Origin of the sequence: Paenibacillus sp. FSL H3-0321, from assembly GCF_038002865.1 — a bacterium.
In the GTDB taxonomy this organism is placed as follows: domain Bacteria; phylum Bacillota; class Bacilli; order Paenibacillales; family Paenibacillaceae; genus Paenibacillus_AQ.
In genome coordinates this window covers 5,211,241-5,235,052 of sequence record NZ_JBBODH010000001.1, presented here as the reverse complement: position 1 = coordinate 5,235,052, position 23,812 = coordinate 5,211,241, and the positions used below count along the sequence as shown (strand labels likewise).

17 protein-coding genes are annotated in these 23,812 nt (G+C 48.7%); 1 reads left to right on the top strand and 16 read right to left on the bottom strand.

From position 1 onward, the window contains the following. Positions 1-242 precede the first annotated feature (242 nt). From MHI45_RS23460 to MHI45_RS23400, 13 genes are all read right to left on the bottom strand, one after another. Positions 243-890, bottom strand: a complete 648-nt coding sequence (locus MHI45_RS23460; protein ID WP_076110388.1) for a GntR family transcriptional regulator — start codon at positions 888-890, stop codon at positions 243-245. 163 nt (positions 891-1,053) lie between these two features. Then, positions 1,054-3,177, bottom strand: a complete 2,124-nt coding sequence (locus MHI45_RS23455; protein ID WP_340894714.1) for a class I SAM-dependent methyltransferase — start codon at positions 3,175-3,177, stop codon at positions 1,054-1,056. A gap of 50 nt (positions 3,178-3,227) precedes the next feature. Continuing rightward, entirely contained in the window at positions 3,228-3,782 is a 555-nt protein-coding gene (locus tag MHI45_RS23450; RefSeq protein WP_340894716.1) for a hypothetical protein, read from the bottom strand. Positions 3,783-3,976: 194 nt separating this feature from the next. Beyond that, positions 3,977-5,896, bottom strand: coding sequence for a cellulase family glycosylhydrolase (locus MHI45_RS23445; protein WP_340894717.1), 1,920 nt, complete (start codon positions 5,894-5,896; stop codon positions 3,977-3,979). Between the two features lie 87 nt (positions 5,897-5,983). After that, a complete protein-coding gene (locus tag MHI45_RS23440; RefSeq protein WP_076110392.1) occupies positions 5,984-6,988 on the bottom strand; it encodes a carbohydrate ABC transporter permease in 1,005 nt (334 codons plus the stop codon). Between the two features lie 24 nt (positions 6,989-7,012). Continuing rightward, positions 7,013-7,912, bottom strand: coding sequence for a carbohydrate ABC transporter permease (locus MHI45_RS23435; RefSeq protein ID WP_076110393.1), 900 nt, complete (start codon positions 7,910-7,912; stop codon positions 7,013-7,015). Further along, positions 7,909-10,488 carry a DUF5696 domain-containing protein gene (locus MHI45_RS23430; RefSeq protein ID WP_076110394.1) on the bottom strand — a complete coding sequence of 860 codons (2,580 nt, stop codon included), beginning with the start codon at positions 10,486-10,488 and terminating at the stop codon, positions 7,909-7,911. Before MHI45_RS23430 ends, MHI45_RS23435 begins: the two co-directional genes overlap by 4 nt. 14 nt (positions 10,489-10,502) lie before the next feature. Beyond that, on the bottom strand, positions 10,503-11,123 hold the full coding sequence (locus MHI45_RS23425) for a YIP1 family protein (protein WP_076110395.1): 621 nt from the start codon (positions 11,121-11,123) through the stop codon (positions 10,503-10,505). Then, a complete protein-coding gene (locus tag MHI45_RS23420; RefSeq protein WP_076110396.1) occupies positions 11,104-12,612 on the bottom strand; it encodes an NHL repeat-containing protein in 1,509 nt (502 codons plus the stop codon). The genes MHI45_RS23425 and MHI45_RS23420 overlap by 20 nt, the downstream gene beginning before the upstream one ends. A 13-nt stretch (positions 12,613-12,625) precedes the next feature. Continuing rightward, entirely contained in the window at positions 12,626-13,474 is an 849-nt protein-coding gene (locus MHI45_RS23415; protein ID WP_379144308.1) for a carbohydrate ABC transporter permease, read from the bottom strand. A gap of 58 nt (positions 13,475-13,532) precedes the next feature. Beyond that, positions 13,533-14,405: a carbohydrate ABC transporter permease gene (locus tag MHI45_RS23410; protein WP_081966099.1), complete on the bottom strand. Its 873-nt coding sequence runs from the start codon at positions 14,403-14,405 to the stop codon at positions 13,533-13,535. Between the two features lie 54 nt (positions 14,406-14,459). Beyond that, positions 14,460-17,339 carry an extracellular solute-binding protein gene (locus MHI45_RS23405; RefSeq protein ID WP_439823161.1) on the bottom strand — a complete coding sequence of 960 codons (2,880 nt, stop codon included), beginning with the start codon at positions 17,337-17,339 and terminating at the stop codon, positions 14,460-14,462. Positions 17,340-17,533: 194 nt separating this feature from the next. Continuing rightward, the gene (locus tag MHI45_RS23400) at positions 17,534-18,895 is read right to left on the bottom strand and encodes an ABC transporter substrate-binding protein (protein ID WP_076110397.1); all 1,362 of its coding nucleotides are present in this window, start codon (positions 18,893-18,895) and stop codon (positions 17,534-17,536) included. Between the two features lie 474 nt (positions 18,896-19,369). On the opposite strand from MHI45_RS23400, the gene MHI45_RS23395 reads away from it, so the two are divergent. Further along, on the top strand, positions 19,370-20,374 hold the full coding sequence (locus MHI45_RS23395; protein WP_076110398.1) for a LacI family DNA-binding transcriptional regulator: 1,005 nt from the start codon (positions 19,370-19,372) through the stop codon (positions 20,372-20,374). Between the two features lie 550 nt (positions 20,375-20,924). Here MHI45_RS23395 and MHI45_RS23390 read toward each other — a convergent pair. The 3 genes from MHI45_RS23390 to MHI45_RS23380 all read right to left on the bottom strand — a co-directional run bounded on the left by MHI45_RS23390 (position 20,925) and on the right by MHI45_RS23380 (position 23,772). Beyond that, complete coding sequence (locus tag MHI45_RS23390; RefSeq protein ID WP_076110399.1) at positions 20,925-21,800, bottom strand: radical SAM/SPASM domain-containing protein; 876 nt, start codon at positions 21,798-21,800, stop codon at positions 20,925-20,927. Positions 21,801-21,841: 41 nt separating this feature from the next. Beyond that, on the bottom strand, positions 21,842-22,828 hold the full coding sequence (locus MHI45_RS23385; RefSeq protein WP_076110400.1) for a Gfo/Idh/MocA family protein: 987 nt from the start codon (positions 22,826-22,828) through the stop codon (positions 21,842-21,844). Positions 22,829-22,998: 170 nt separating this feature from the next. Next, positions 22,999-23,772: an SDR family NAD(P)-dependent oxidoreductase gene (locus MHI45_RS23380; RefSeq protein WP_038586158.1), complete on the bottom strand. Its 774-nt coding sequence runs from the start codon at positions 23,770-23,772 to the stop codon at positions 22,999-23,001. Positions 23,773-23,812: the final 40 nt, after the last annotated feature.

Sequence of the window (23,812 nt, the reverse complement as noted above, 5' to 3'; positions counted from 1 at the left end):
CCCCCTTAATCTTTTGTAAACAAATTGTTTTTGTTATTGTATACAATAATACGTACAAGGATGGTTCTTGTCAACAAAAGTTACATTAGGGGGATGAAAAGATATTTTTATCGAATTAAATGTAATATAACATGACACACAACAAAAAAACCACTTGTTTACGCCCCATTGGGGGCGCAACAAATGGCTTGTCCATACGATACCAATGTGTTTTAAGCTGCAAAATGAACCTTTCAGGATACCTACAGCTTATCGTTGTATCCGTAGTTCACCAGTTCATTTCTGGCTCTGTTCCAATTCTGCTGTGTATAATACCTGGCTTTCTCGGAATCTTTAGCGATGATTGCATCGAGTATGAATTGATGCTCCTCTGTCGCCTTCTCCAAATTGACTCCCGCCACAAACCGGGTCTGAATTTGGTAGGTTTTGTGGAACAGCTTTTCCACATGATAAATGAGTAGCTTATTAGGGCACATGCGGTGCAGGGTCCGGTGAAATTCGATGTCATATTCCTTCCACTGATGGAAGTTAGACAGACTTTTTTGCTCATTCATTCTGCCGATCAGTTCCGTAAGCTGGTTAACATGCTCAGAAGAAGGCTGTTGTGCGGCCAGATAAGCGATCATCCCCTCAACGGCTTCCATCATTTCGTAACATTCCTTCACATCTTCTGCTGTCAGTACACTGACATACGCGCCTTTTCGAGGGTAAACGGTCACAAATCCTTCTACGGACAATAGTCTGATCGCTTCTCTTACCGGAGTCCGGCTCATATCCAGCTTCTTGGCGTATTCTTCTTCTATAATGGGCTGGCCTTGGGTTAGCTGGTTCTCTTTGATATCCCGAAGAATGCTGTCGTATGCAATTTGCGCTTGGTTCTGCTTGCCCATATACACAGTCTCCTTCACCGGTCATGATCATCACAACAATACGCTGATTATAATACTATCTGAATACATCATCTGTAAAGTTAGATCATCACTGCGAGGCAATTCCTCCCGAATCATTTCTACACGCTGCACACCCTGCTTCAGCCTTCCTGAGATCAATGCCTTATGCTTTCCGGATCACAATAAAGCAGGTACTGTCCGGCAACGCCACCTCTTCGCCGCTTTCGTCCATAACGACCACCCTGCCCTGCAGCGCCTCCGTATAACCCTCCTGCAAATAGTGCCGGAACACTTCAACCTTCGCCCGTTCGCCTAGACTGCGCTTGATAAAATCGGCATACTGGCAGGGAGTGAAATAACCGAACTGTTCCTGGACCTCATGGATATACGCTTCTTCTCCCCAAGTGTAGGTGTACAGAAATTCCATGGCATCATTTACAGGCATCAGCACCTCTTGTTCACCGGTCACCGAATACTGAATTTGGCGTCCGGCAAAATCCTTGGCGTAACGTGCAAGCCAGGCCATCCCGTCCTCCTCCAGAAACCGTACGCGGCGCTGATCACTCTCCGGCTCGCCCATAATCCCGTCGCGGATGATGATCACACCGCCGGCTGACAGCACATCAAAGGCGCTGCGCAGAGCTGCGGCCACTGTCCCATGATTAAATTTGACGCCATCCAGCGGCACATACGAATACAGCTCATGCAGTATTGATGAGAAAATAACGGTGTCTACGCTGCCCGTGTCCACGAAATCCGTCAGGTTCAGCGCATCGCCCTGCAGTACCTCCCAGCGGTGCCCTTCCCGCTGCTTGCGCTGCCGCAGCGCTTCAATCACATTGCTGGAAATATCAATGCCGACCGGAGTGACATCCGGCATACGCGCTTCAATCAAATCCAGCAGTACACCTCCGCCGGGTCCAATATCCAGCACTTTGCTGCCGGTGACATACTCCAGAATCACTGCTTTATAATCACCTGTATCATTCATCTGGCTCAAATAGCTGTCCTCGTTATGGAACCGGTCAAAGGCATCGCGGCGCAGATCGAACAGATCGAACAGCAGCAGTACCGCCCGTTCATACAAGGCAGACTTCTCGGCTTCCATACAGAATTCGATCAGCTTCTCTGCGGCGGGTGAGAATTCAAAATCAAAGAACACCGTATCCGGCAAGTGAGCCTGCCGCCGAAGCCGGTGGGCAAGATGCGGATTACCGGAAGACGCGGTTCCGCTCGTGATATCCTGCCAGGTTAATTCCGACAAATACTTCTCGATAATCCGCTTCTTGTACACATTTATCTTCTTCACGCCTTTGTAGTCATAATGGAGCGAATTCATGACAGCCTCAAAGCTGATATGATTCAGACCGGAAAGTTCGGCGCCGCAGGCGGTCAAAGCTATCACTTTCAGGAATTGCTCCAGCGAGAAGGTCTGGAGTGCCGACTCCACATACCAGAAGGTAAGGGGCTGCAGCGGTTCCAGCAAGGAAGGCCGAAACCCTTCGGACTCCAGCCTGCTCCATTCGCTGCCGAAATCCTCCCCTTTGGCAATCGGCCCCGATCGCATACGTTCCAGCCGTTCCTCCATCGGCAGCGGGACATCCAGAGCGCCTGATGCAATTGCCGCAATCAGCTCCATAACCTCCGTGCGCACCTCCTGCCACAGCTCGGGGGAAACGGCGGAAATGATGCAATGGTTCAGCGCGAACAGCAGCCGTTCCAGCTCATCTGCAGTCAGAAGCCCTTCCTCCACCATGGCTGACAGCGGACGGTTTGCGGACGGCGGAACCTCACCGCGAATCTGCTGCCCGATCAGTCCGTGAGTCTCGATCAGCCGGTGTACGATCATCGTCTTCTCCGCATCTGCTACCCCTGCCGCCGTGAGCTGGCCCGCTTGCGGTTTATGCTCTGTTGCCGGATCTCCCCCGGCATACCGCCAGTACAGCTGCGCCGAGCCGATATTATGTACGAAATAATTAATGCCTTCCAGCTGCCACATCCGGCGCTGGCGGGAAGTTCCGCCTTTTGCCGTCTCCGACCAGACCAGTGTCTCCTCGGCCAGTTCCTTGATCCAGTAGGACAAAGGCAGGCTATCCAGCAGGCGTAAGCTCCGTTCCACATAATCCAGCACAGGATTCTGTTCATCCAGTTCGCGCAGCGATTCCACCCGCTCCAGATTGACAATGGTTTGCTCAGCCTGAACAATATATTTCAGCCAGGGAAATGCCTTTGCGGGCAACTCTTCCCTTTCACGGTACGATTCAATCGCTTGCAATGATTTCAGCATGTTTGTGCCTCCCTATGTAATTGAACAACTCTCTCTATACCATAGCCCTGCTACCGGCCATTTGAATCAGAATCGGCAGGAAGTATTCCGGCGTTCTCATGACAAACAACACACCCGTGCCAGCATAAAAGAACATGATGTTGACCACATACAGGATATTCACCCGGAAGGGTCCGTTCCGCTTCTTGCTCCTCCCGCCACAACTGGCCAACAGCAAAATCGATTTCCGTCTCCTGCAATTCGTTTACAAGCGTCCTAAACTGATTAAGTGCGGGTTCGAGCATGGTTACATTGGGCGTATAATCGAGCATGCCCCATCCCAAGCAGCGGATGGCCCCTTCAATGGTTGTGTCTAAAAAGCTCTTCTCCAGTTGCATCCGGTCTCTTGACCATGGCATTTCCGAGATTGTAAAGCCGCAGGTACCACTTCCCAGTACAGATTGATCATGCTCGGCCAGCCATATAACAAAATCCTTCTCATCCGATGTTCTTGCAATCCGCGATCCACTCAGTGCAAGTACGGATATCACTACGGAAAATAAGCCGTTTGAACACCTAATCTCCTGATCCGCCTCTGCGTCTGATCTTGTTATGGTATTAGCCATTTCGGACCACCCTTCAAATTCCCCCGAAGAAATTGCCGATATAACAAACAGCAAGCTTCCAAAGAGAGGCCTGCTGCTTGTCGTATCGTTTATTTATACTGGTTCTGCAGGATAATCGTATTCTAACCTGCCAGAGTAAAACCTGGCAAGAAGACTTGTTTGTACTGTATCCAAATGAAATCCCATTCGCAATATTATCGCCTCTTTGCTCTCCACCAGTACATTCCCGCACCTGCCAAGACCAGGAGTGAGGCTACCGCCACCGGGATGCTCAGGATATGATTTCCTTCATCTGATGGAGAGTCATCGCCGGAGAGCTGTGCTGAAACGGCCGCTGCTGCTGAATCGCCAGAGCCTGCCTGTGTATCTGCCGGTGTTTCGGCTGCTTGTTCCACTGCTTGTTGTTTTACTGTCGCTCTCTTCTTCGCTTCCTCTGCGGATACCCCTACGATCTTCCCGCTTGCTTTTGTAATCGTATACGGGATCACTGCGCCGCTCCAGAAATGCAGCTTCAGCTGCACTTCTCCATCCTTCACTTCCTTCCAGAATTCGTCCGTGAACTTGATCTCTCCAGTGGTATAGTCCGGATAGAAGATACGTTTGTACTCCTTGAAGGGAGTCCAATCATTGGGACCGGCATTGCCGCCAGCCGTATAGACGGCTTCCAGTGTCGCCAGGCTGTCCCCGTTGAACCAGGTCGGGATCGTGAATATCCCCTCCGGGGCTTGCGCACTAATCAGGCCGGGCGTGTCATAATAAATAATATTTATTTTCCAGTCGGCACCCGCACTGAACGTAGCGGTTAAGGTCGCATTCATTCCATACTTCTTCGTGACAAGCTTTTGCAGCAATGCAGACTTGAGGATTAAGTTTTCTCCGTCAAGCTCATAATCCGTACCTTTCACTAACGCATTTTCCTGATTGAGCAGAGAGGTGAAGGTATTCCCGTTCAAATTCAGGGGAATGACCAGATCCTTAATTTCCGAATCTTTAAGAATATAGACCGAATCCGTTTCCGCGTTGGAGGAACGGCCCTTCCAGCCCTGCTTCATCACCTGATGAAGCTCCTCATCCACCCACTTGAGGGTGCGCCTATCGAAATGCTGGCCGTTATCCCACAGCATCAGCGGCATCTTTTTTTCCCGGGAATAGTAGGTGACGTATTCAAAAAACTTCAAAATTTCGCCATGCTGAACAGTATCCAGCGATTTATCGAACCCAAGCAGGCCAAACTCCCCCACGATAACAGGAATCCCTTTGGCGGTGAAGGTGTCGTAAGCCCGGTCGAAAGCCTGAATCAGATCCTCCCTGGCCGTGTTATCGAACGTGGTCGAACCTCCAAGGTTCACACTGAACGCATAATATCCATAGTAGTGGAACGTTGCAATCAGCCTATCGTCGTTTAATTTCGTAATGGTTTTGGCTAACTCATCCAGTCTGGCCCGGGTTGGAGCAGCCGTAAGAGTAGAAAGCACGAGCGGACGCTTATTGTTATTTCCGCCGGAATGACGAACGATAGCATGAAAAGAAACATTCAGTTCATCCAGCATCGCAAAATATTCAGGGGTGTCCTTGCTCCAATCCTCGGAAAAGCGCGGTTCATTCAGGCTCTCAAACATCAGCGTGTCCGGATAATCCTTGAAATGCCCCGCAATCTGCGTCCAGGCCGCATTGAATCTGGCAACCACTTCATCATGCTCCGCCTCCATGTTCAGGACCCAGCTTGTATCGTGATGAAGGTTAATGATGACATGAAGATCCGCAGCCAGCGACCAGTCGACGACTTCTTGAATCCGTGCCATAAACTCTTTCTGGATCACATAATCAGGAGCGTCGCCCATCCGGTGCTTCCAGGTAATCGGGATGCGGATGCTTTTATAGCCTTCAGCAGCAATTTGCTTAATAAATGCCTGGGTTGTACTCGGGTTTCCCCATGAAGTTTCCTCACCCGTAGCCTCGAAGGTGTTTCCTAGATTCCAGCCCGGTCCGATGGCTTCGACGTAAGCTTGCATGGCACTCCTCTTTTCTTTGGTTTCTGCATGCGCAGGTAGAGCCGTCACCGTCACGGCCAGCAGCAACATACAAATCATGACGAACAAACGTTTAGGCTTCATTATCCGGCTCCCTTCCTAATAAAAAATGCTGGAGGCACATTACGCGGGTCTCCAGCATTTCATTTCCCCATGAAGCAATGTATTCTGTTAACCAATAATACCGCTGCGCTCAACGCTCTCTACGAAATAACGCTGCACCACCATATACAGCAAGATCAGCGGGATAATCGCCAGCAAGATGCCGGTATCAATAATCATGGCCACATGGTTTGGATCTGCCTTAATACTAGAGCCGCCTGCACCTATCCCAAGCAACCCCGGAAGCAAGGCATTGGCCTGAGCCGCCAGCGAACTGACCTTCGTAGGCATAAGCGCCACCTCACTCATGAAGAGCGAGGTAAAGAAGGTATCGTTATACTGCCAGACAAAGCAGAACAAAATAACTGTGATCATCGGGGAGACTGCATTAGGCAGCATGATCTGCAGAAATGTTTTAACGCCTCCCGCGCCGTCAATCAAAGCGGCTTCCTCAATTTCTTTCGGCATCCCTTTGAAGAATTGGCGGAAAATATAGATGAATAAGCCTGCTTTTAATCCGATCGCTGTCGCTGATGTAATGATGGAAGGCCAATACGTATTGAGCAGGTTGATGCCTTCTTTGCCTGTGATCAGATGAATAATCCCCAGAATATCAAAGCTTCGGAAATGCAGGTACATAGGCACCATCAGTGTGCTGGTAGGTACAAGCAAGGTTAGAATGACGAGCGCGAACAGGATGTTGCTTCCCGGAAAGTTGAACCGGGCAAAGCCATAACCCGCCAAGGCGCAGGAAGCCGTAGTCAGCAGCGTTGTCACTACGACGAAAAGCAAGGTATTCCCCAGCAGCGGAAAATAATCCAGAATCTGCATCGCCATCTTGATGTTATCCAGCGTAAAGTGGACCGGTATCATATAAATCGTCGGGTTATAAATATCTGCTTTATCCTTGAAGGAGATGGAGAATTTCATAAGCAGCGGGTAAATAATAATAAATGAAATCCCGATGACAAGCGCGTACCGGAACAATGCATACAAAATATCAACCGCCTTACCTCTGACCTTCTGAACTCTATAGTGTTTCGCTTCTCTGTGAACGGGTTGAGGAGATTGCATAGCCGTACCCTCCTTTGCTATTAATCAGTTGTAATGCACTCTTTTAGACAGTACGTAACCAACGATAATCAGGATGAGGCTGATAATCAGCGTATAGATCCAGGACATCGCCGCACTGAGACCGAAGTTTTGTGTGGTGAATGCGGTTGAGAATATCATTTGGGTCACGCTACTACCCGAGAAGGAGTCGATAATGGTATAAATAACGTTGGTCAAGATGAGCGGACTCACTAGCGGGAATGTGATTTTCCAAAAGGATTCATAGGCGGTTGCCCCTTCAATCTTCGCCACCTCATACATCGCCCCGGGAACAGACTGCAGCGCGGCCAGAAAGATCAGAATTTGTACGCCCGAACTCGTAATAATCTCATAGATCCGCAGGATCGCGTCTACAATATAATCCACGAATGACAGCGGCAGCCCGATATCACGCAGAATCATAACCATCGACATGACATTGTACTGTGAGCCCGATTGGCCCAATTCGTTGACAGCCGTCGCATCACCAACCAGATTGATCAGTCCGGACGCTTCTGCCGCCGATATCGCGTTAGAGGCCAGAATGACCGGCAGAAAAAATATGGCCCGGGCCAGAATTCTACCCCGAAACTTCTGATTCAGCAGCGTTGCCGAGAAAAGGCTGAAGAACAGGATCATCGGAACGTTAAGCACCATATCCCTGACAGATTCGGTTAATACCCGGTTAAAGGTTGCATCTACGAACAAAGCATTGTTGAAGTTGGACCAGCCTACCCAATCTAATGAGAAGCCCGATGGATCTACAGTTAATTTACTGAAGCTGAATTTGATGGACTGAATGAGCGGAGTCGCGAACATGAACACGAACCCAAGCAGCCACGGCGCAATAAAGGCTATTCCCAGAAAAGAGCGCTTGTGATTTAAGCTGAGCTTACTTCCTCTCATGACTGCTCACCTTCTATCCCATATTGTCCGGCTCCGATTGCGAACCCATGGACGGTGACATCCTTATCTGTGTGATTCACATAGATCGAAATACCATTACTGTACTGCACCTCCACAACACCCTCCTGATGGCGTATATGGTTCACGATTTGCGCATTCTGTACGGGGGAGAGCACTTTGTTGACTTCCTTGTACATCGAAACCGCCTGATCGTACCAATCTTTGTAATAGGTTGCATACTTGCTGTCAAAATGAGTGAACTTCAGCTTGGAGGAGGGTTCATAGGACCACGAGAAATAGGGTGCTGCACCCAGCTCAATTGAGCGGAGCATCTGCTGCTTGAGATCCTGCTCATCACTCAGATTAACCGGAGTCCCTGCATAGTTGATAAAGCCATGAACAACCATTTCATAGAAAGGAATCTCTTCATCGGTCAGCAAAAATCCGCTGGAGGATGCCGGTACATTGATCAGATGATCGGAGTAAGGCCATGCGTAGGCATTCCCCCCTGCGATCATGGTTTGGTCGATGTTCTGGTCGAGTTTACTGAGCTGCTCTTCCACGATTTGTTTGGCTGTTTCCCGCTGTATGACACGGCTAACCCGGAAATCCGAGCTGAGTACATTGCCGAGATCCCGCAGAGATACGCCTTTCATCCCGAAGGATTTATACTTGTTCATAAACTCGTCAACGTAATAAGGCAGCTTGGCAGGGGACAATAAATAGTAGCTTCCGAGCGTCATATCCATCCCGTTGTATGCCCGATTGTATGGATAGAGCTCTGCCTCTTCCCTTGTCACAAATCTGGATGCGTCGGAGGAAGGTGTAAAGCCGCTATCATTATGGTAAATCTGCTGGAAGGCCACATCGGGGAATAACATCCCGCCTGATTGCTCCAATTTTTCCGTTAATGTAAGGAGCTCCGACTTGCTTCCCAGCACATCTTCAGTCTTCAGCTTATTGGGTGTTGTATGGTTTACACCTTTGGAAGACCAGCCGGTATAGCGCATAAGCAGCCGGTCAATGCCGTCCTGCTTCAATTGATCGGCAATCTGCGCAGCCTGCTCAAAGGAGGTCATTGCCACCTCGGACCGGTAAGGTACGCCAAGAAATGACTTTTGTTTGTCGACAGCCCCCAGCATATCCAGATAAAAAGGAATACCCTGTCCCTCCTCTAAAGGCTGCAGTGATTTCTCCGTCACCAGCTTATTCCGGTACAGCTCAGCCATTCCTGAATAGCTGGCCTCGTCATTGTTCAGGAAGCTGTAGCGAACTTGAATATCGCCTTTGTAAATTTCCTCATTCAGGAGCTGTATTTCCTGAATGGTAGATCCGGTGTACAGTTCAAGCTCATCCTCACCCCGTAAGGTGTAGCTGCTGTGAATGAAATTGTACGAGTTCTTCTTGCCGCTGATATCGGCGGCTATGCTGGCTATGGCATCTCCTTTTTCGATCACGGCGAACCAGGCAGCATCACCAGCCTTTAATCCAAACACCGGCATTCTGGCATTCTCACTGACTTGCCCGCGTCTATAGCTGTTATCATTCGGGTCGGGGCCATACACACGCTGTACGTACTGCTCTTCCTTAACTTTTCCATTATTCAAATGGATCAGGCTGCCGGAACCGTCAGGAACGAGCATATAGCCATCGGTCTGCTGATCGGCAGCACCGAACATATTGAGCACCTCAAGGCTGCGAATCTGATAGTCCCCGCTTTCCTTAACTTGGTTTACAGGGACGGATACAACCAGAGCTCCCCCGTCTAACCGGTATTCCAGCGGAACAATAAAATTCGGCTTGGTCGTTCCGGTCCCGTCCCCCGCTCCATTCTCCTGATTATCAAACGCCAGGTCTTCTGCAGAATAACCGGACTTGGTAAAGGCCGCCGTCATTTTGCTCAGCACCAGCGGTTTGGAGACTTGTGCATCTATGCGCTCCAGCACCTCCGGGTCGCCCTCTTTCGGGTAGTAGCGGAGCCCTACGTATTTTGCCGTGGGCTTATCGAGCTTGGACAGAACCTTTTCTTCCATTCTCGTCTTGCTTATATACTTAGGCAGTGCGTCGATTCCGATCGACGTATCTCCAATCGTATACACAATACGAAGTCCGTTCTTAATGCTTTCGGCAGTAAACTGTTTGCTGCTGATGCTCTGGGCAAAGTTCGTATAGGATTCTAGTGTGCCTACAGCATCACGGAACAACACTGTTAACTGCGATGACAGCAGCTCTTTCTCGAACCCCGAAGCCAGAGCATCCTCTTCGCGGTTGACAGGATTGCTGTACCAGATATGACCTTGGCGTTTATCCTTAACCGCTACTTCCGTGGTTTCAGGATTGTAGTATAAAGACAGCTCCGTATCGTCGGCTACCAGTTGCATTCCCGGTACACCCTTGGACGAATCAGGCAGTGCAGTTAGCTCGCTTCCGGCTTCCAGTTCAGTAGTTACTTCCATATAGGAGGAGGCTTCAACAGCCTTTACTCCGCGGGATGTGAAGAACAGGGCAGAACCGGCAAGAATTAGAATAGCTGCGGCACAGGCGAGTACCGCAGCCAGTATTTTACGATTTTTCACAGGTGCGGCCTCCTTTACGTACGGAAAGTTAATTCCCGATAAATGTTAACGAAGAACTCGATGATTTGCTGAAGCATACTTAATACGAGCGTTCCCAGAAATATGACAATTCCCATGACAACAACCGTGAGCAGCATCGTTACCACTGTTTTGAGCACGGTATATTGATGGACGGTCATAATACCAACGAATAAAAGAGCTACAAACCATATGGAGGAGATCGACATCATCAAATAATAAAAGGCCGTTTCTTCCTCCGCCATAAACCGGCTTGCAATAATCATCGGCGTATAAATGATCACGATGGGGACAAGCGCATAACCTGTGGCCATCATAATTTCTTTGAATTCCCCTTCCCCATCCATGAGCGTTGTGATTGCCCAGTTCGATAAGCACCACAGAAAGAAGGGAAAAACAATCGTAAATAATTGTATGATACTATTCAGATGACGCGGATCATTATAATTGACAAGGAATCCTGCGAACTGATTTTTTAATATCATCGAAATGACTACAAGCAATAGAATCGTCAACGTTACCCGGATTTTACCTTTTCCTTCATACTTCATATCCCAAAAGCTATCAAACGGATGCACAATGAGGTGCAGCGGGAATTTAATGAAATCCTGCCTCATGGGCTTTACCCTCCTTAAGGTTTTGCGAAGCCTGCCGGGATCTTCCTGACAGCCGCTTTCTTCTCCAGAAGCGAAAGAGCCTGAAAGCAAGCCATCCTGACACCAGGATCATTATCACGGTTAGAAATGTTCCGAAGTGCTCCTGCATGACTTCCCTGCGGTACCGTTTGAAGGCCACAGAATAACCGTCGCGGTCCATTCCGAGCTTGAAATATTTCAGCGCCTCTTTATTGCTTTTGTCCATCAGCAATGATTTGCCAATGCCGATATAAGCGATATCATAGTTGGAATTCAGCTTCAGAACTTCCTTCCACACCGGGACAGCCCGGGCATCTTCGCCATTATAGTGAAACCCTACCGCTTGATTGACGCTTGTGCCAAACCGGGTTGGCTTGAAGATGACTATGTTTCCTTTGCCACGGTCAAGTACGAGCTGGTTCCCGTTAGAAAATTCTATGGCAGCCGGTATTTTAAAGGTTCCGACCTGGTTGCCTTTACCGCCGTACACATAGAGAAGGTCACCTTCATCGTTGTACGTGAACACTTTGCCCTGGTTAGCATCAAGAGCACTGTACATCCCGTTGGCAAGAACTTTAATATCCGTGAACTTAGAAGGTCCTACAGAGATGCGGAACCTGATATCACCTTTAACATCAAAGTATCCGAATCGCTTCAGCACATCCTCACCGGATGGATTCAGACGTTTTATCGGTTCCTTCGAGCCCGGATCAATATTCGTGGCATACAGAAACCCTTTAGAATCAACATCAATATTGGAAAACTCTGTAGGCACAAACAATGCCATCTGCGCTTTCTGCGCCTTGGTGGAGAGTAACCGCCATAAATATTCGGTATAGTCACGCTTCACCTTGTTCGTACCGACATAACCGATAAAGTCGCCGTTTTTATCAAACTGCATAATCCCTTCGAATATCCCTTTAGCGATGACATAGACACGTTCCGCCTGGTCTACCGTCACTTTAACAGGAATAAACTTGAAGTCAGCCGGTAAAATATCGGACTTCGGCTGCTCTATCATTCGTAGCAAGTCCCCTTCCGGGGACAGAACAACAATGCGACCGTTATCCGTATCGGCAATAAACAGATTGCCTTCCTGATTAACATATAATCCGCTTGGATTCTTAAATTTTTCCGCTTTGCCCTTGTTATCGAAGCCGCTAATGACCTTATTGACCTTCCAGTCGCTATCCAAACAAATAATCCGTCCGTTCCCGCTATCAGCAATATAGATCAGTCCGCTTGCCGCAACGACCATATCGCCGGGATCCAGAAAATCGCCCACACCGAGATCCTTTCCGGATAGGGTACGGTCAGGTACATAAGCAGCAGGAGCAGGTACCGCTTCTTCCCAGTAATTATAGTTGTAGCTCTCATAGGGCGTAGATTCAGCAGACGCCGGCGCAGGAGCTGCATAACATAACAGCAGGGATGCTGCCATAACCGCGGGCAGCCATTTTTTTGCTATCAACTGTCTTCCCCCCTTAGTCCTTCATTCCCGAAGTAGCCATCGTCTCTATAATCCGGCTCTGCGAAAAAACAAACAGCGTAATGGGTACGCTCATTAAAATGAGAGCTACCGCCGCTGCTGCACCGGAACGGGCAATTCCCCCGGCCACCACTTGGCCCGCCGCAAAATGAAGCGACTTCAGCTGTTCACTGTAAATGAACCCGTTCCCGTCACTGCCCCATAGAATTTGGAATAATAGAATGATGAGCGTCAGCCAAGCCGGCTTTACGTTAGGCATAACGATGGACCAAAAAATGCGGTATTCGCTTGCCCCGTCTATCTTAGCAGCTTCCAGCAGCACATCCGGAATCTGTTCCATAAATTGCTTCATTAAATATAAACCCAGGGAATAAGCAAATGCCGGAATAATGACTGCCCAGTAAGTATCAATCAACCCGAGCCAGGACATGATCATATAGTTTGGCATCGCGGTTACTGCCGGCGTAAACATAAGCGACAAGACAACAATGCTGAACAATATCTTTTTGCCGGGAAAATGATGTTTAGCGAGAGGGTACGCCGCTGCCGAGGCCAGCAATACGTGACCGACAATACCCGTGCCGGTAATAAATACCGTATTGAAAATATACCGCGAGAATGGAACCCAGGAATTTCCGAGCAGGTTAAACAGATCTATGAAGTTGTTCATCGTTGGATGGCGGACAAATAACGTCGGCGGGAAGATAAAGATTTCATCCAGCGGCTTGAACGCATTATTAATAGCGTAGACAAGCGGCAGAATCATAAATGCTCCAAATACGGTGAGCAGGGCGAATAAAGATAAAGTGCCCCATGCTGAACGGTTCACCCGCTTTTTCGGCATCCGGATCGACCGGCTTAACCGTTGTTTTGCATTCATTTGAAAGGGGATATTCATGCCTCTATTCACCCACCTTTCTAAGCAGTTTTTGAACAATTAGGTTCGATCCAACCATGATCAAGAACAACACGGTAGCAATAGCTGAAGCGTAGCCCATCTCAAATCGGGTTGTGCCAAAATCAATCAAATGTGTGACGATGGTTTCCGCTGCATAGTTCACGCTCGGGAACCCTGCCAGCGCAATCGAAACATCAGCTACGGCAAAAGCGGTCGTTATCTGGATAACGGCACCGAACATCAATTGCGGGCGCATGGAAGGCAAGGTGATGTACCACAGCTCCTGCCAGCGATTTTTGATCCCGTCCACAGCTCCCGCTTCATATAACGTTCCATCAACGGTCTGCAGGCCTGCAATGAACGTGAGGAACCCTGTTCCGAGACTGAGCCATAATTGAACAAGGATGATGATAGGCATAATGTAGCCTTCCGTTTTGAGCCATTGGATCGGCTCCAGGATAAAGCCAAACTTCAGTAATAATCCGTTCATGATTCCATACCGGTCCCCGGAGAAGATCATGAGCCAAATGAAATAGACATTTCCCGAAATGGAAGGCGCATAAAAGACGAGCGTCATTACAGCTCTAAGCTTTGGAGACAGTTCATTAATGATCCAGGCAAAAACAAAACAGGCGATATAACTAATCGGCCCTGTGATCACTGCGAATAACAGTGTGTTTTTGAGGGCAATCAGAAAGACGTCATCTTCCAGAAATAAGCGGGTATAGTTCTGCCAGCCTATAAACTTCGGAAACTCCAACATATTGAAGTATGTGAAGCTAAGCACGATCGAGACCAAGACAGGCAAGACCGTAAATACGGCGAACAATATCATATACGGCGCCATCAAAATATACGAATGCTTATTGGCTCTCATTTCCCGCCACTTCAGGCTCCACCAATTTTGCACGCTTGACCCTCCTCCTTACCGCTATAGACCAAACTCTTTCCGTTTGGTGGTGATTTCGTCCTGGATATATTGGACATAGTCCATAATGGATTCCCGCGCTTCCACGCCGCCGACTACCGTTTTGTAGAAAGCGTTGAATAAATGTCTGCCCGTGAAATACCCGCCCGGAACTTCAGGAACACCTTCGGTCCACTCGAACTGGGCTTTCAAATTATCATAATCGGCAACGGGCCAAGGCAAGCTGTCCAACGCTTTGATGTTAGCGGTCGGATAACGGGCTGCCGCCCCCATCAACCCTTCCATCTCACGTCCGAATACCGTTTGCGTCTCTTCACTCGTCCACCATTTCATAAATTCCCAAGACGCCTGCTTGTCTTTGGCCTTATCCATCATCACGACAGCACTTCCGCCGCTGGATACCGTCCGGTCCAAGGTGCCATCTGTTTGCACGGTTCCCGGGATCGGCACGAAGCCCCACATCCCCCGAATCTCCGGAGCAAATACAGAAAGCTGGTTATATAGTGTGTAATCGGCTATGCCGAAAGGCATTTCTCCTGTGCGGAACCGATTGGCAAAGTCATATTCACGTTCAAGCTTGTAATCGGTGTAAAACTCCGTCCATTGCTTGAACGTTTCCATCCCGGTCCGCGAACCGAGATCTGACTCCTGTCCGCCATCCCGGTAAAATTGTCCGCCATTCTGAAATAAGAGAGCGGCATACATCGAGTTAGGCGGGATGTTCTGCCCTTGGACTGCGGATTGGACCACAACCGGCAGTCCAAACTGCATATGGTTCTTACTGAGCACAGCAAGTAAAGTGGATACCTCATCCCATGTCTGAGGCACTTGCAGATGAAGCTCCTCCAAAATGTCCTTCCGGTAGAAGAGCATATTAAAGGTCTGAGTCTCAGGTAAGGCATACACTCCGCTGTCATATCTGTAAGGTACAACTGCGCTTTCCCGGAAACGGCTGCTCACTTCATCAAAGTCTGTAAACTGTGTCAGATCCGCCGCCGCATTGCGCATCGCAAAGTTGACAGGCAGATCATTGCCGATCTGCATCGCTACATCGGGTCCTTGCCCGGCTAAGGTAGCCGGAAGCAATGTCGTCATGTTGACGAGCTTCAGGTTGACATTAATGCCCGTGGCGGATGTGAATGTCTCATCAATCATGGCCTTCATCGTATTCGCCTGATCCCGTCCGCTTCCGATCCAGACGGTTACTGATTTCTGGTCATCCTCTTCTGACACATTTCCGATCTGGTTGTAATCGGTAAAGAAGGAAGCGAAGAAGGTAGCGGTCTCATGCTTAAACTTCGAGCCAAAACCCATCCCTTTCTTGGGAAACTTCTTACCGGGAGAAGCTAAGTAAAGCGCATCTACTTCAAGCGGCTGCTCTCTTGCTGTCTGTACCCATGTTCCAAGTCCCCCGGTATTCGTCTTATATGCGGCCAGTCTTCTTGGAATGGTGTCCGGATCATCCATTAATTCGCCCAACTGCTGTGCCATTGTTTTGAGCAGCGCTTCCTGATCACTCGATTGTCCTGACAACTGGACCAATTGCTTGGCAATCCCGGTTAACCGTTCCCGTTCGGCACCAAACACCTCAAGCATGTCAGGCACTTTTTTATCCAGCTGGTAATCGCGGTATTCATCCGGCTTGGTTCCCGTAATCATCAGGATCTTGCGGTACATGGAATTGAGATTGTACAGGCTGTCCTCCACCTCGCGAATTAAAGGGGCGAACTCGCCAAGGCTTACCTCAAGCCTCACAACATGTTTGCCCTTTTCCAGCTTGTATAAATAAGGTTCGTCCCCACCCATAATGTCCAACCGGTAGGAGCTTTTATATCGAAAAGGAACCTTTGCCATTTCCTCAAACGGCACTACTCCGTCTATGGTCAGCCTCCGGGTGGAATAAATCCCCCTGACATAATTCTGCTGTGTCTTAAAGGCCATTTTATATAATCCGGTCTCAGGGACATCAATTTCCCATTCAATCCACTGGCCGGGTATTCGCCAATTCAGCCCGCCTATGGTATTGATTTTGATCTTGGAAGAACTGTAAGGATGAACCGCGGCACTGGAACGCTCGCTAAGCGGGTACAAGGTCGGCGATGATTTGGCAGCCGCATCCTCTCCCTCGATCCTCAGGAGCTGACCCCTTGAGGCCTGAACACCATCGGCATCCAATTGCTTCTTTACTTCCTTATAAGGCAGCGGCTCAGCTTGCTTAAACAGCTTCAACTGCTTAAGAACGACTGGTTCTCTGGAAGATTCCAAAGTTAACGTGTGTGAGCCTTTAGAGAAATAAAATAAAAAGGGCTCATTCTCATAACCATTAGAGTCTTGGAACGCTTTCTCGCTCCAGCCCGGTTTCTCAATCTGTCTAGGCCTCAGATCATTGCCCTGATTGTCTTGAACCAGCTGATCCAATTGGTCAACCCAAATACGGTCAAACTGCAAGAAAGCTGCTTCCCGAAAAGGGAGCTTGCCGTCAATATATAAGGCGCGCTCAATCGCTGAGCTTTTCCCTTCAACGGGATAATACAGCATGGATAAATTATAGAAGCCCTCTTCCGCGACTTGAACATTCCATTCGACCCTGCCGGATTCCCCCGTTAATAGAGATTGGCCCGCCATGCCTTCGTAATCCGCCAGCTTCTCGAAGCCGTTGCCCTCAACATGACTATAATTAGCCGCCTCCAGTACAATTTCTTGATCAGGTCTGGGAGCCCCCTCATGTTCGGTTAAGTAGGAAACGTATTTATGCTCATTAAAAGCCGCCGTCACCACCGTCGCCGTTGTATCATTGGGTACTTGCTCCTCTGCAGACGTTGCTTGCGCGCTTGCATCTGCCTGTACATTTAAGCCTGCCGGAAGCGTGATCAACAATGCCATTGCAGCAAGCGTTATATTCTTAGCCATTTTGGATTGACGCATTTTACTTATCACCAGAAGTCCTCCTTACAAGCGCAAGCGGTTATCCCCCTTTTACGGGAGAGCTTACGTGCTGTGGTGAAATCTTATATTCATACAACAGGGGGAGTCGTCAAGACATCCCCCTGTTCTTATGACGATACGAACCGCTTCTGTTACTTGCCTAGCTTGGCAATGGAAGCCTCCGCCTCTGGCTTATATTTCTCGGCTGTTGCTGTAACCGATTGATTGTTTACAATAATGTCCTTCATGAAATTGTAGGTCGGGAATTCCGGGTAAGCGGTTTCCAAAAGAATCTGGCCTGTATTGTTGATATGCTCATGCATCATAGCTACATCTTCTTCATGAGTGTAGATGCTTTCCAGCCACTCTTGGCTCGGGAAATCTCCGGTTTGAGTAATATCATAGGTATCTTCGAAAGCTTGGTAGACAGCCTGTGGATCTTTTACGCCTTTAGGAATGAAGAATGCATTCTTGCCGTTATCAGCATAGGTAAGTTCAGGAGATCCTGAGGGTCCATTCGGGAACGGAACAACACCAAAATCGAAAGTCAAATCTCCCAAATTCCAAATTGGAGCCGGGAACATCGCTACATCGCCATCTTTGAAGGTATTGAATTCGTCATAACCAACTTTGTCTGATCCTTTGACTTTGATAACGTTTTCAACGTTGTACAAACGGTTTATAAATTCAGCGGTTTCAATGACTTTGGGATCCGTCAGACCTTGTGTACTTGTGGCTTCGTCCACAATCTTCCCACCGTTAGCTGCGGAGAAGTTGCGCAGGATATCGATAGCCCAGCCCGAGAATCCATAGGTGTCGATTTTACCGTCATTATCCGTATCCTTAGTAGCTTGTTTGGCAACTTCAATGAATTTATCCCAATTCCATTGTCCGCTGGCATAAAGCTCCTGCAAATCGGGAAGTCCCAGTTTTTTGAACAAATCGCGGTTGTAATGGAGGCCCGCACCGCCGGTGCCGGGTTCAGCGAAGGCATAGAACTCGTTTGCAATTTGAGGTGCCTTAACCAGTAGTTTGGCTTCATTGTTGATATTGGAAGCAGCTGTAGTATATTCGCTTACTTTCAGCAGCTGTCCCTTGAGGATTGCAGGCCATGCCGAGTTGTACTCCATAATAACGATATCGGCAAAGGGCTCACCCGTAAGCGCGGTAGCCGTGAATTTAGGCATGAACTCTTCGAAAGGAACATTTACAAATTCGAACTTGCAGTTATACTTTTTCTCTACTTCAGCAATTTTGGCAAGCCGTTCCTTCTCGGAAGCAGAATTGCCTGCAGGCTTCAGGTCCCACCAAGCCGCTACCTTAATTACACGTCCGCCCATGTCAACCGGCGCTGCCGTTGCTTCTGCTGTTGCTTCTACCGCTGCTTCTGTAGCTGCAGGCTCAGTAGTCGCATTTACTTTTGTATTGTTGGCAGCATTGTTTCCGCCACTGCAGGCGGTAAGTAAAAAAACAAAGCATAATAATAAAACTGAATACCCCTTTATCTTTCTCATTCGTCAAACCTCCCGTTAATGATATGAATACGTCAGTGCTGTCCCCTTCTGGATAAAGCGCTTACACGACTGCATAAAAAAATAACAGAAGCACAATTTCCTTCGTTTGTTTGGAACACCACCTTTATTTGTTATTGTATTTTGTTTTTCTTAACATAACAAATATTACCACCACCTAAGAAAACGGTCAATCACTTTTTATCCATAATCTCACTTTTTCCATGAAATTGGACAAGTTGTATCGTAAATAAGTCATTAGCTTGTACATTTTAAATAACATCGTTATTTTTCGCATAACAAAAATAACAATTACCAAAAACATCAAGAAAAAATATAGTCCTAAAACAAAATAACAAAACCAGTAAATAACCGAATTCAAAAAAACAAGTGTTAGTCACTCATTCTTCATGTAAAATTGTAATGTAATTGTCTTCGGGAATTACAAAATAATCTGATTAAAGTAGGATGATTTGTATGCGACGTAAAGTAACTATCCAATCCATAGCTGATTTTACGGGGCTGTCGAAATTTGCAGTGTCAAGGGCATTATCCGGCAAACCCGGAGTCAGTTCACAGACGAGAGATACGATATTCAAGGCCGCCGGACAGCTTGGTTACTTTAAAGACTCTAAGTCTGCGCAAACTCCAGGCGAGCTGGTCGAGCTGGATGCCCGCAAATGGTCCGGCACAGTTCTGGTTTTATTTCCAAACATCCGCTACCAGAACCCGGAATCTTTGTATTGGGGACCGGTATTTAGCGGTATCTCTTCCAGATTGAATCAGAGAGGCATTAACGTATTAACATTAACGGAACCTAAAGACGACTCGATGTTTTCTCTTCTTAACCCTGAAGCGATCATGGGTGTGATTACGGTAGGTTCCATTTCAACACCTATTCTGGTAGAGATTCGTAGCCTGGGCATTCCGGTCATGATGGTGGATCACTCCGACCCCAGCTTTCATTGCGATTCCATCTTTACCGATAATCCGTCATGCATGAAAGAAATGATGAACTTTGTCATTAATAAGGGCTACCGGGACTATCAATTCCTCGGGAACATACGTGATGCCCATAGTTTTTATGAAAGATTCCTTGTCTTTCGGGCAGCACTCGAAGATAATGATATCGAACTTAAGCAGATCCCCTCACTTAACGGACCCGAAATTGATAACTTCAGGGAAACCTTCGCGGCTGCCATTACCGAACACGGGCTGCCCGAGGTCTTTGTATGTGCAAACGATATTTACGCCTTGTTCGCCATGGAGACGATCGAATTTATGGGCATGGCTATACCCGACACTTTGGTGTTTACCGGTTTTGATAATACGCACCCTTCCATACCATTCCTGGCGACCGTTAATGTCAATAAGGAGCTGCTTGGTACAAGAGCTGTAGATCAGCTGCTGTGGAGAATCCTCAATCCAGGCACGAGTTATGAAAAAACACTTATACAGGCAGATGTGATCCTCAAAGACTAGAGCGTGTCTTCAAAATGAAGAGCTCTGGGGAAGCAGGGATTTAGTATTGAAAGTAGGGTCCCTAAAGCCCGCGGCGGGTTCGTTTACTCGTAACGGACTCAGGAGACGCTATGGAGAGTAAAACCCCTGTTTATTCTCTTTTGCGGACCCAGATGACCTTATCAGCTCTGCATTCTATCTAAAAACGGCCATCAGGGAGAAATAACTGCGCTGGAGTCCGTTGTCCTCCTGTAACAGGCTAAAAGCCCCAAATAAGTGCAACTCGATCCGTTTGTACTCAGAGCCAGGAATACACTTTCCAGTCGCAACTACGGTGAATATTTGGACTTCCGGCCGCTGTTGTCTTCAAATTTCTTGATTTTAATCGCTATAAGCGGTAGAAACCCGAAGACTGCTTATGCTTTCGATGCTAGCTTTCCTTCGGAAAGCTTTCAGGCAGACACTACCGTTCCTCCAGTCCTAGCAGATATAAGTTAAACGTCTTTGTTCCATCAAAAAAGAGAACCGGAAAGTCCCGGTTCTCTTTTTTGGATACAGCAACTACAAAAGCTTAAGTTCCAAACCGCTGCCGGTACCCGCATTTGCGGCACAGCTCCTCTACGGCTTCCCTGCGGGAGAAGCCGTAGAACAGGTTGTTCGCCCGCTCGCCCTCGACAATCTCGGAGAAGGGCTTCTCATGGATGTTGCCGAGGTTGATGACACCCTCGCCATCAAGACAGCACGGCACCACCGTGCCGTCGACCAGCACCGCCGCCTGGCTGCGCAGCGCATGGCAGAAGCCTTTGCCGTCGTCCTCCGGCTCATGCAGGGCAGGCCATCTGAACTCATGGTCCTGGTTGAGATAGATGCGCGGGGCGATTTTGACGCCAGTGCCCGGCATAACCTTCTCCTCAATCTTGAAATCCAGCTGAAACGCCTCCTCCAGCAAGGCCAATGTCTCGCGGTTGCGGCTTCGTTCCAGATTGGTCAGGTTATCCTCCGTCAGATTCCATAGCCGGAAGGAGATAATCACACCCTGCGCTGAAACCTCGCGCACGAACGAAATGATCTCCCGGAGATAGCCCTCGCGGTTCTCTGAGCCAGCATGTCCGTCGAAGCTGTGCAGCGAGAAGTTCATCTGCCTAAGCGCCGGCTTGCCGAGAATCTTCGGCCCCGCCTTATGGATCAGCGTGCCGTTGGTCGTAATGTTGACCTTGAAGCCTTTGGCGTGGGCAGCGTCCAGCAGCTCGCCGATCTTCGGATGCAGCAGCGGCTCGCCTTTGACATGAAGATAGATATGACTGCTATGCGGCTTGATCTCGTCCAGAATCGTATTAAAGGTATCGAGCTTCATGAAATTCTTCTGCCGCTCCGTGGGCGGACAGAAGCTGCAGGCCAGGTTGCAGACGCTTGTAATCTCGATGTACACCTTTTTGAAAGTCTTCAAGTTCTGCTCCCCTTTTCCCTCTGTAATCCCAGCGGTTTCAACTATAGATCCGAGGCGTAGCGGAGGCCGATCTGTGCTCTGGCTTCCTCCATTACCTCCGCAACCGCGAGCGAATTGGCATGGCTGTTGGTGTTGCTCTCGCGGTGTCCATTCCTCAGCAGATGGATGAATTCCTGCACCTCATAATACATCGGTTCGAATACCTGCGGCAGCGTAAGCTCCTCGACCGTACCGTCGCGGTAATGAATTTTGACCTGATAGGGCTGGTTGATCTTGTCGATCACCATCGTTCCGTTCTCCCCCTGAATCTCGGCAGGCAAATAGGAATCGGCAATCTTGGAATGCATGACAACCGCATCCATATCGGCATAGCGCATAACCATACTCCCCTCCCCGTCCACTCCGGAAGAAAGCATAATACCCGTAGCCTTAATCGAATCAGGCTTGCCAAACAATGCCACCAGCGGATACAGACAATAAATGCCCAGATCCATAAGCGAGCCGTTCGAATATTCCGGATTAAAAGCATTCAGCACCGTTCCCTGCCGGTATGCATCATATCTCGACGAATATTGACAATAACTGGCGAAATACCGCCGCACTTGACCCAGCTTGTAGAGGTTGTCTCGAATGACGCCGAAATTCGGCATGAAGGTTGATTTCATCGCCTCCATCAGCAGCACATCATTGCTGTTCGCAGCCTCAATCATCGCCCGCAGCTCCGTGCTGTTGGAAGCGGCCGGTTTCTCACATATCACATGCTTGCCATGGTTCATGCACACCAGCGCCTGTTCGGCATGCATGGAATTGGGACTGGCGATATATATGGCGTCCACTTCGCCGCTGGAGACCATCTCCTCCAGATCTGTGTAAATGGCAGCACCCGCATATTTGGCGGCAAAAGCGCGGCCCTTCTCTTCTGTGCGGGAATATACGGCTGTAAGGAGAAATTCCTCATTTTCCAGTCCGGCCTGAACAAAGCGGTCTGTAATCCAGTTGGTGCCTACGACCCCGAATCGAATTGTCATGATGATCCCGTCCTTTTTTTGTTCTCACTAATCTCTATATGCTATTTTCTCACTGTCAGGGTGGTCATGTCCACTTTTAACGGGTAATTTCCGACAAATTCTGATAGGATCACTATGTGAAAAAAAGCACCTGCATAAATGCAGGCGCTTCTCCTCACAACACTTTTAAATTATATAATCGTCCAGCCTCCGTCAACGAACAACGTTTGCCCGGTAGTGTAGCTGCAAGCATCCGAGGCAAAATACAGCACGGCTCCATTCAGCTCACCGGGATTTCCGGGACGGCCCATCGGGCATACGGCGTTGTACATTTTCAAAGCCTGCTCCGAAAAGAGCGTATTCTCTGTCATTTCACTCTTGAACAAGCTCGGTCCAATCGCATTGACAGTAATTCCGTGCTTCGCATACGTTGCTGCCACACCCCGGGTCAGGTGAATCACTCCGCCCTTAGCCGCGTTATAGGAATGGGTAGGGATGGACGCCGAAGCGGTAAGCCCCAGCATGGAGGCGGTATTGACAATCCGGCCGTATTTCCGTTCCTTCATATGGCGGATAACATGTTTGGACATCAGGAACACGCCCTTCAGATCGGTATCAAGCACCCGGTCCCAGGCCTCCTCCTCCAGTGCTTCAATCGGCACGGAATCGACGATACCGGCGTTGTTCAGCAGGATATCAATTTTGCCGAACTCGGCCATCACCTTTTGAACCGCAGCAATAATCTGGTTTTCTTTGGTTACATCACATTCGATCGGGATAATCCGGCGTTCCGGATACTTCGCCGTGATCTTCTCAGCCACCGCCTTCAGCTTGTCATATCTTCTCGCCAATATCGCCACATCAGCCCCTTGATCCGCGAGCATTTCCGCAAACTCCACACCGATCCCGCTAGATGCGCCTGACACGATTGCCGTTTTCCCCGTTAAGTCAAAAAGATTGTTCATCGTAAACCCTCCTAATAGTTTTGTAAGCCTGTTCTGATAA

Coding starts and splice junctions, on each gene's coding strand:
- MHI45_RS23460 (WP_076110388.1), bottom strand. CDS start 890: ATGGGCAAGCAGAACCAAGCGCAAATTGCATACGACAGCATTCTTCGG.
- MHI45_RS23455 (WP_340894714.1), bottom strand. CDS start 3,177: ATGCTGAAATCATTGCAAGCGATTGAATCGTACCGTGAAAGGGAAGAG.
- MHI45_RS23450 (WP_340894716.1), bottom strand. CDS start 3,782: ATGGCTAATACCATAACAAGATCAGACGCAGAGGCGGATCAGGAGATT.
- MHI45_RS23445 (WP_340894717.1), bottom strand. CDS start 5,896: ATGAAGCCTAAACGTTTGTTCGTCATGATTTGTATGTTGCTGCTGGCC.
- MHI45_RS23440 (WP_076110392.1), bottom strand. CDS start 6,988: ATGCAATCTCCTCAACCCGTTCACAGAGAAGCGAAACACTATAGAGTT.
- MHI45_RS23435 (WP_076110393.1), bottom strand. CDS start 7,912: ATGAGAGGAAGTAAGCTCAGCTTAAATCACAAGCGCTCTTTTCTGGGA.
- MHI45_RS23425 (WP_076110395.1), bottom strand. CDS start 11,123: ATGAGGCAGGATTTCATTAAATTCCCGCTGCACCTCATTGTGCATCCG.
- MHI45_RS23415 (WP_379144308.1), bottom strand. CDS start 13,474: ATGCCGAAAAAGCGGGTGAACCGTTCAGCATGGGGCACTTTATCTTTA.
- MHI45_RS23410 (WP_081966099.1), bottom strand. CDS start 14,405: ATGAGAGCCAATAAGCATTCGTATATTTTGATGGCGCCGTATATGATA.
- MHI45_RS23405 (WP_439823161.1), bottom strand. CDS start 17,339: ATGGCATTGTTGATCACGCTTCCGGCAGGCTTAAATGTACAGGCAGAT.
- MHI45_RS23400 (WP_076110397.1), bottom strand. CDS start 18,895: ATGAGAAAGATAAAGGGGTATTCAGTTTTATTATTATGCTTTGTTTTT.
- MHI45_RS23395 (WP_076110398.1), top strand. CDS start 19,370: ATGCGACGTAAAGTAACTATCCAATCCATAGCTGATTTTACGGGGCTG.
- MHI45_RS23385 (WP_076110400.1), bottom strand. CDS start 22,828: ATGACAATTCGATTCGGGGTCGTAGGCACCAACTGGATTACAGACCGC.
- MHI45_RS23380 (WP_038586158.1), bottom strand. CDS start 23,772: ATGAACAATCTTTTTGACTTAACGGGGAAAACGGCAATCGTGTCAGGC.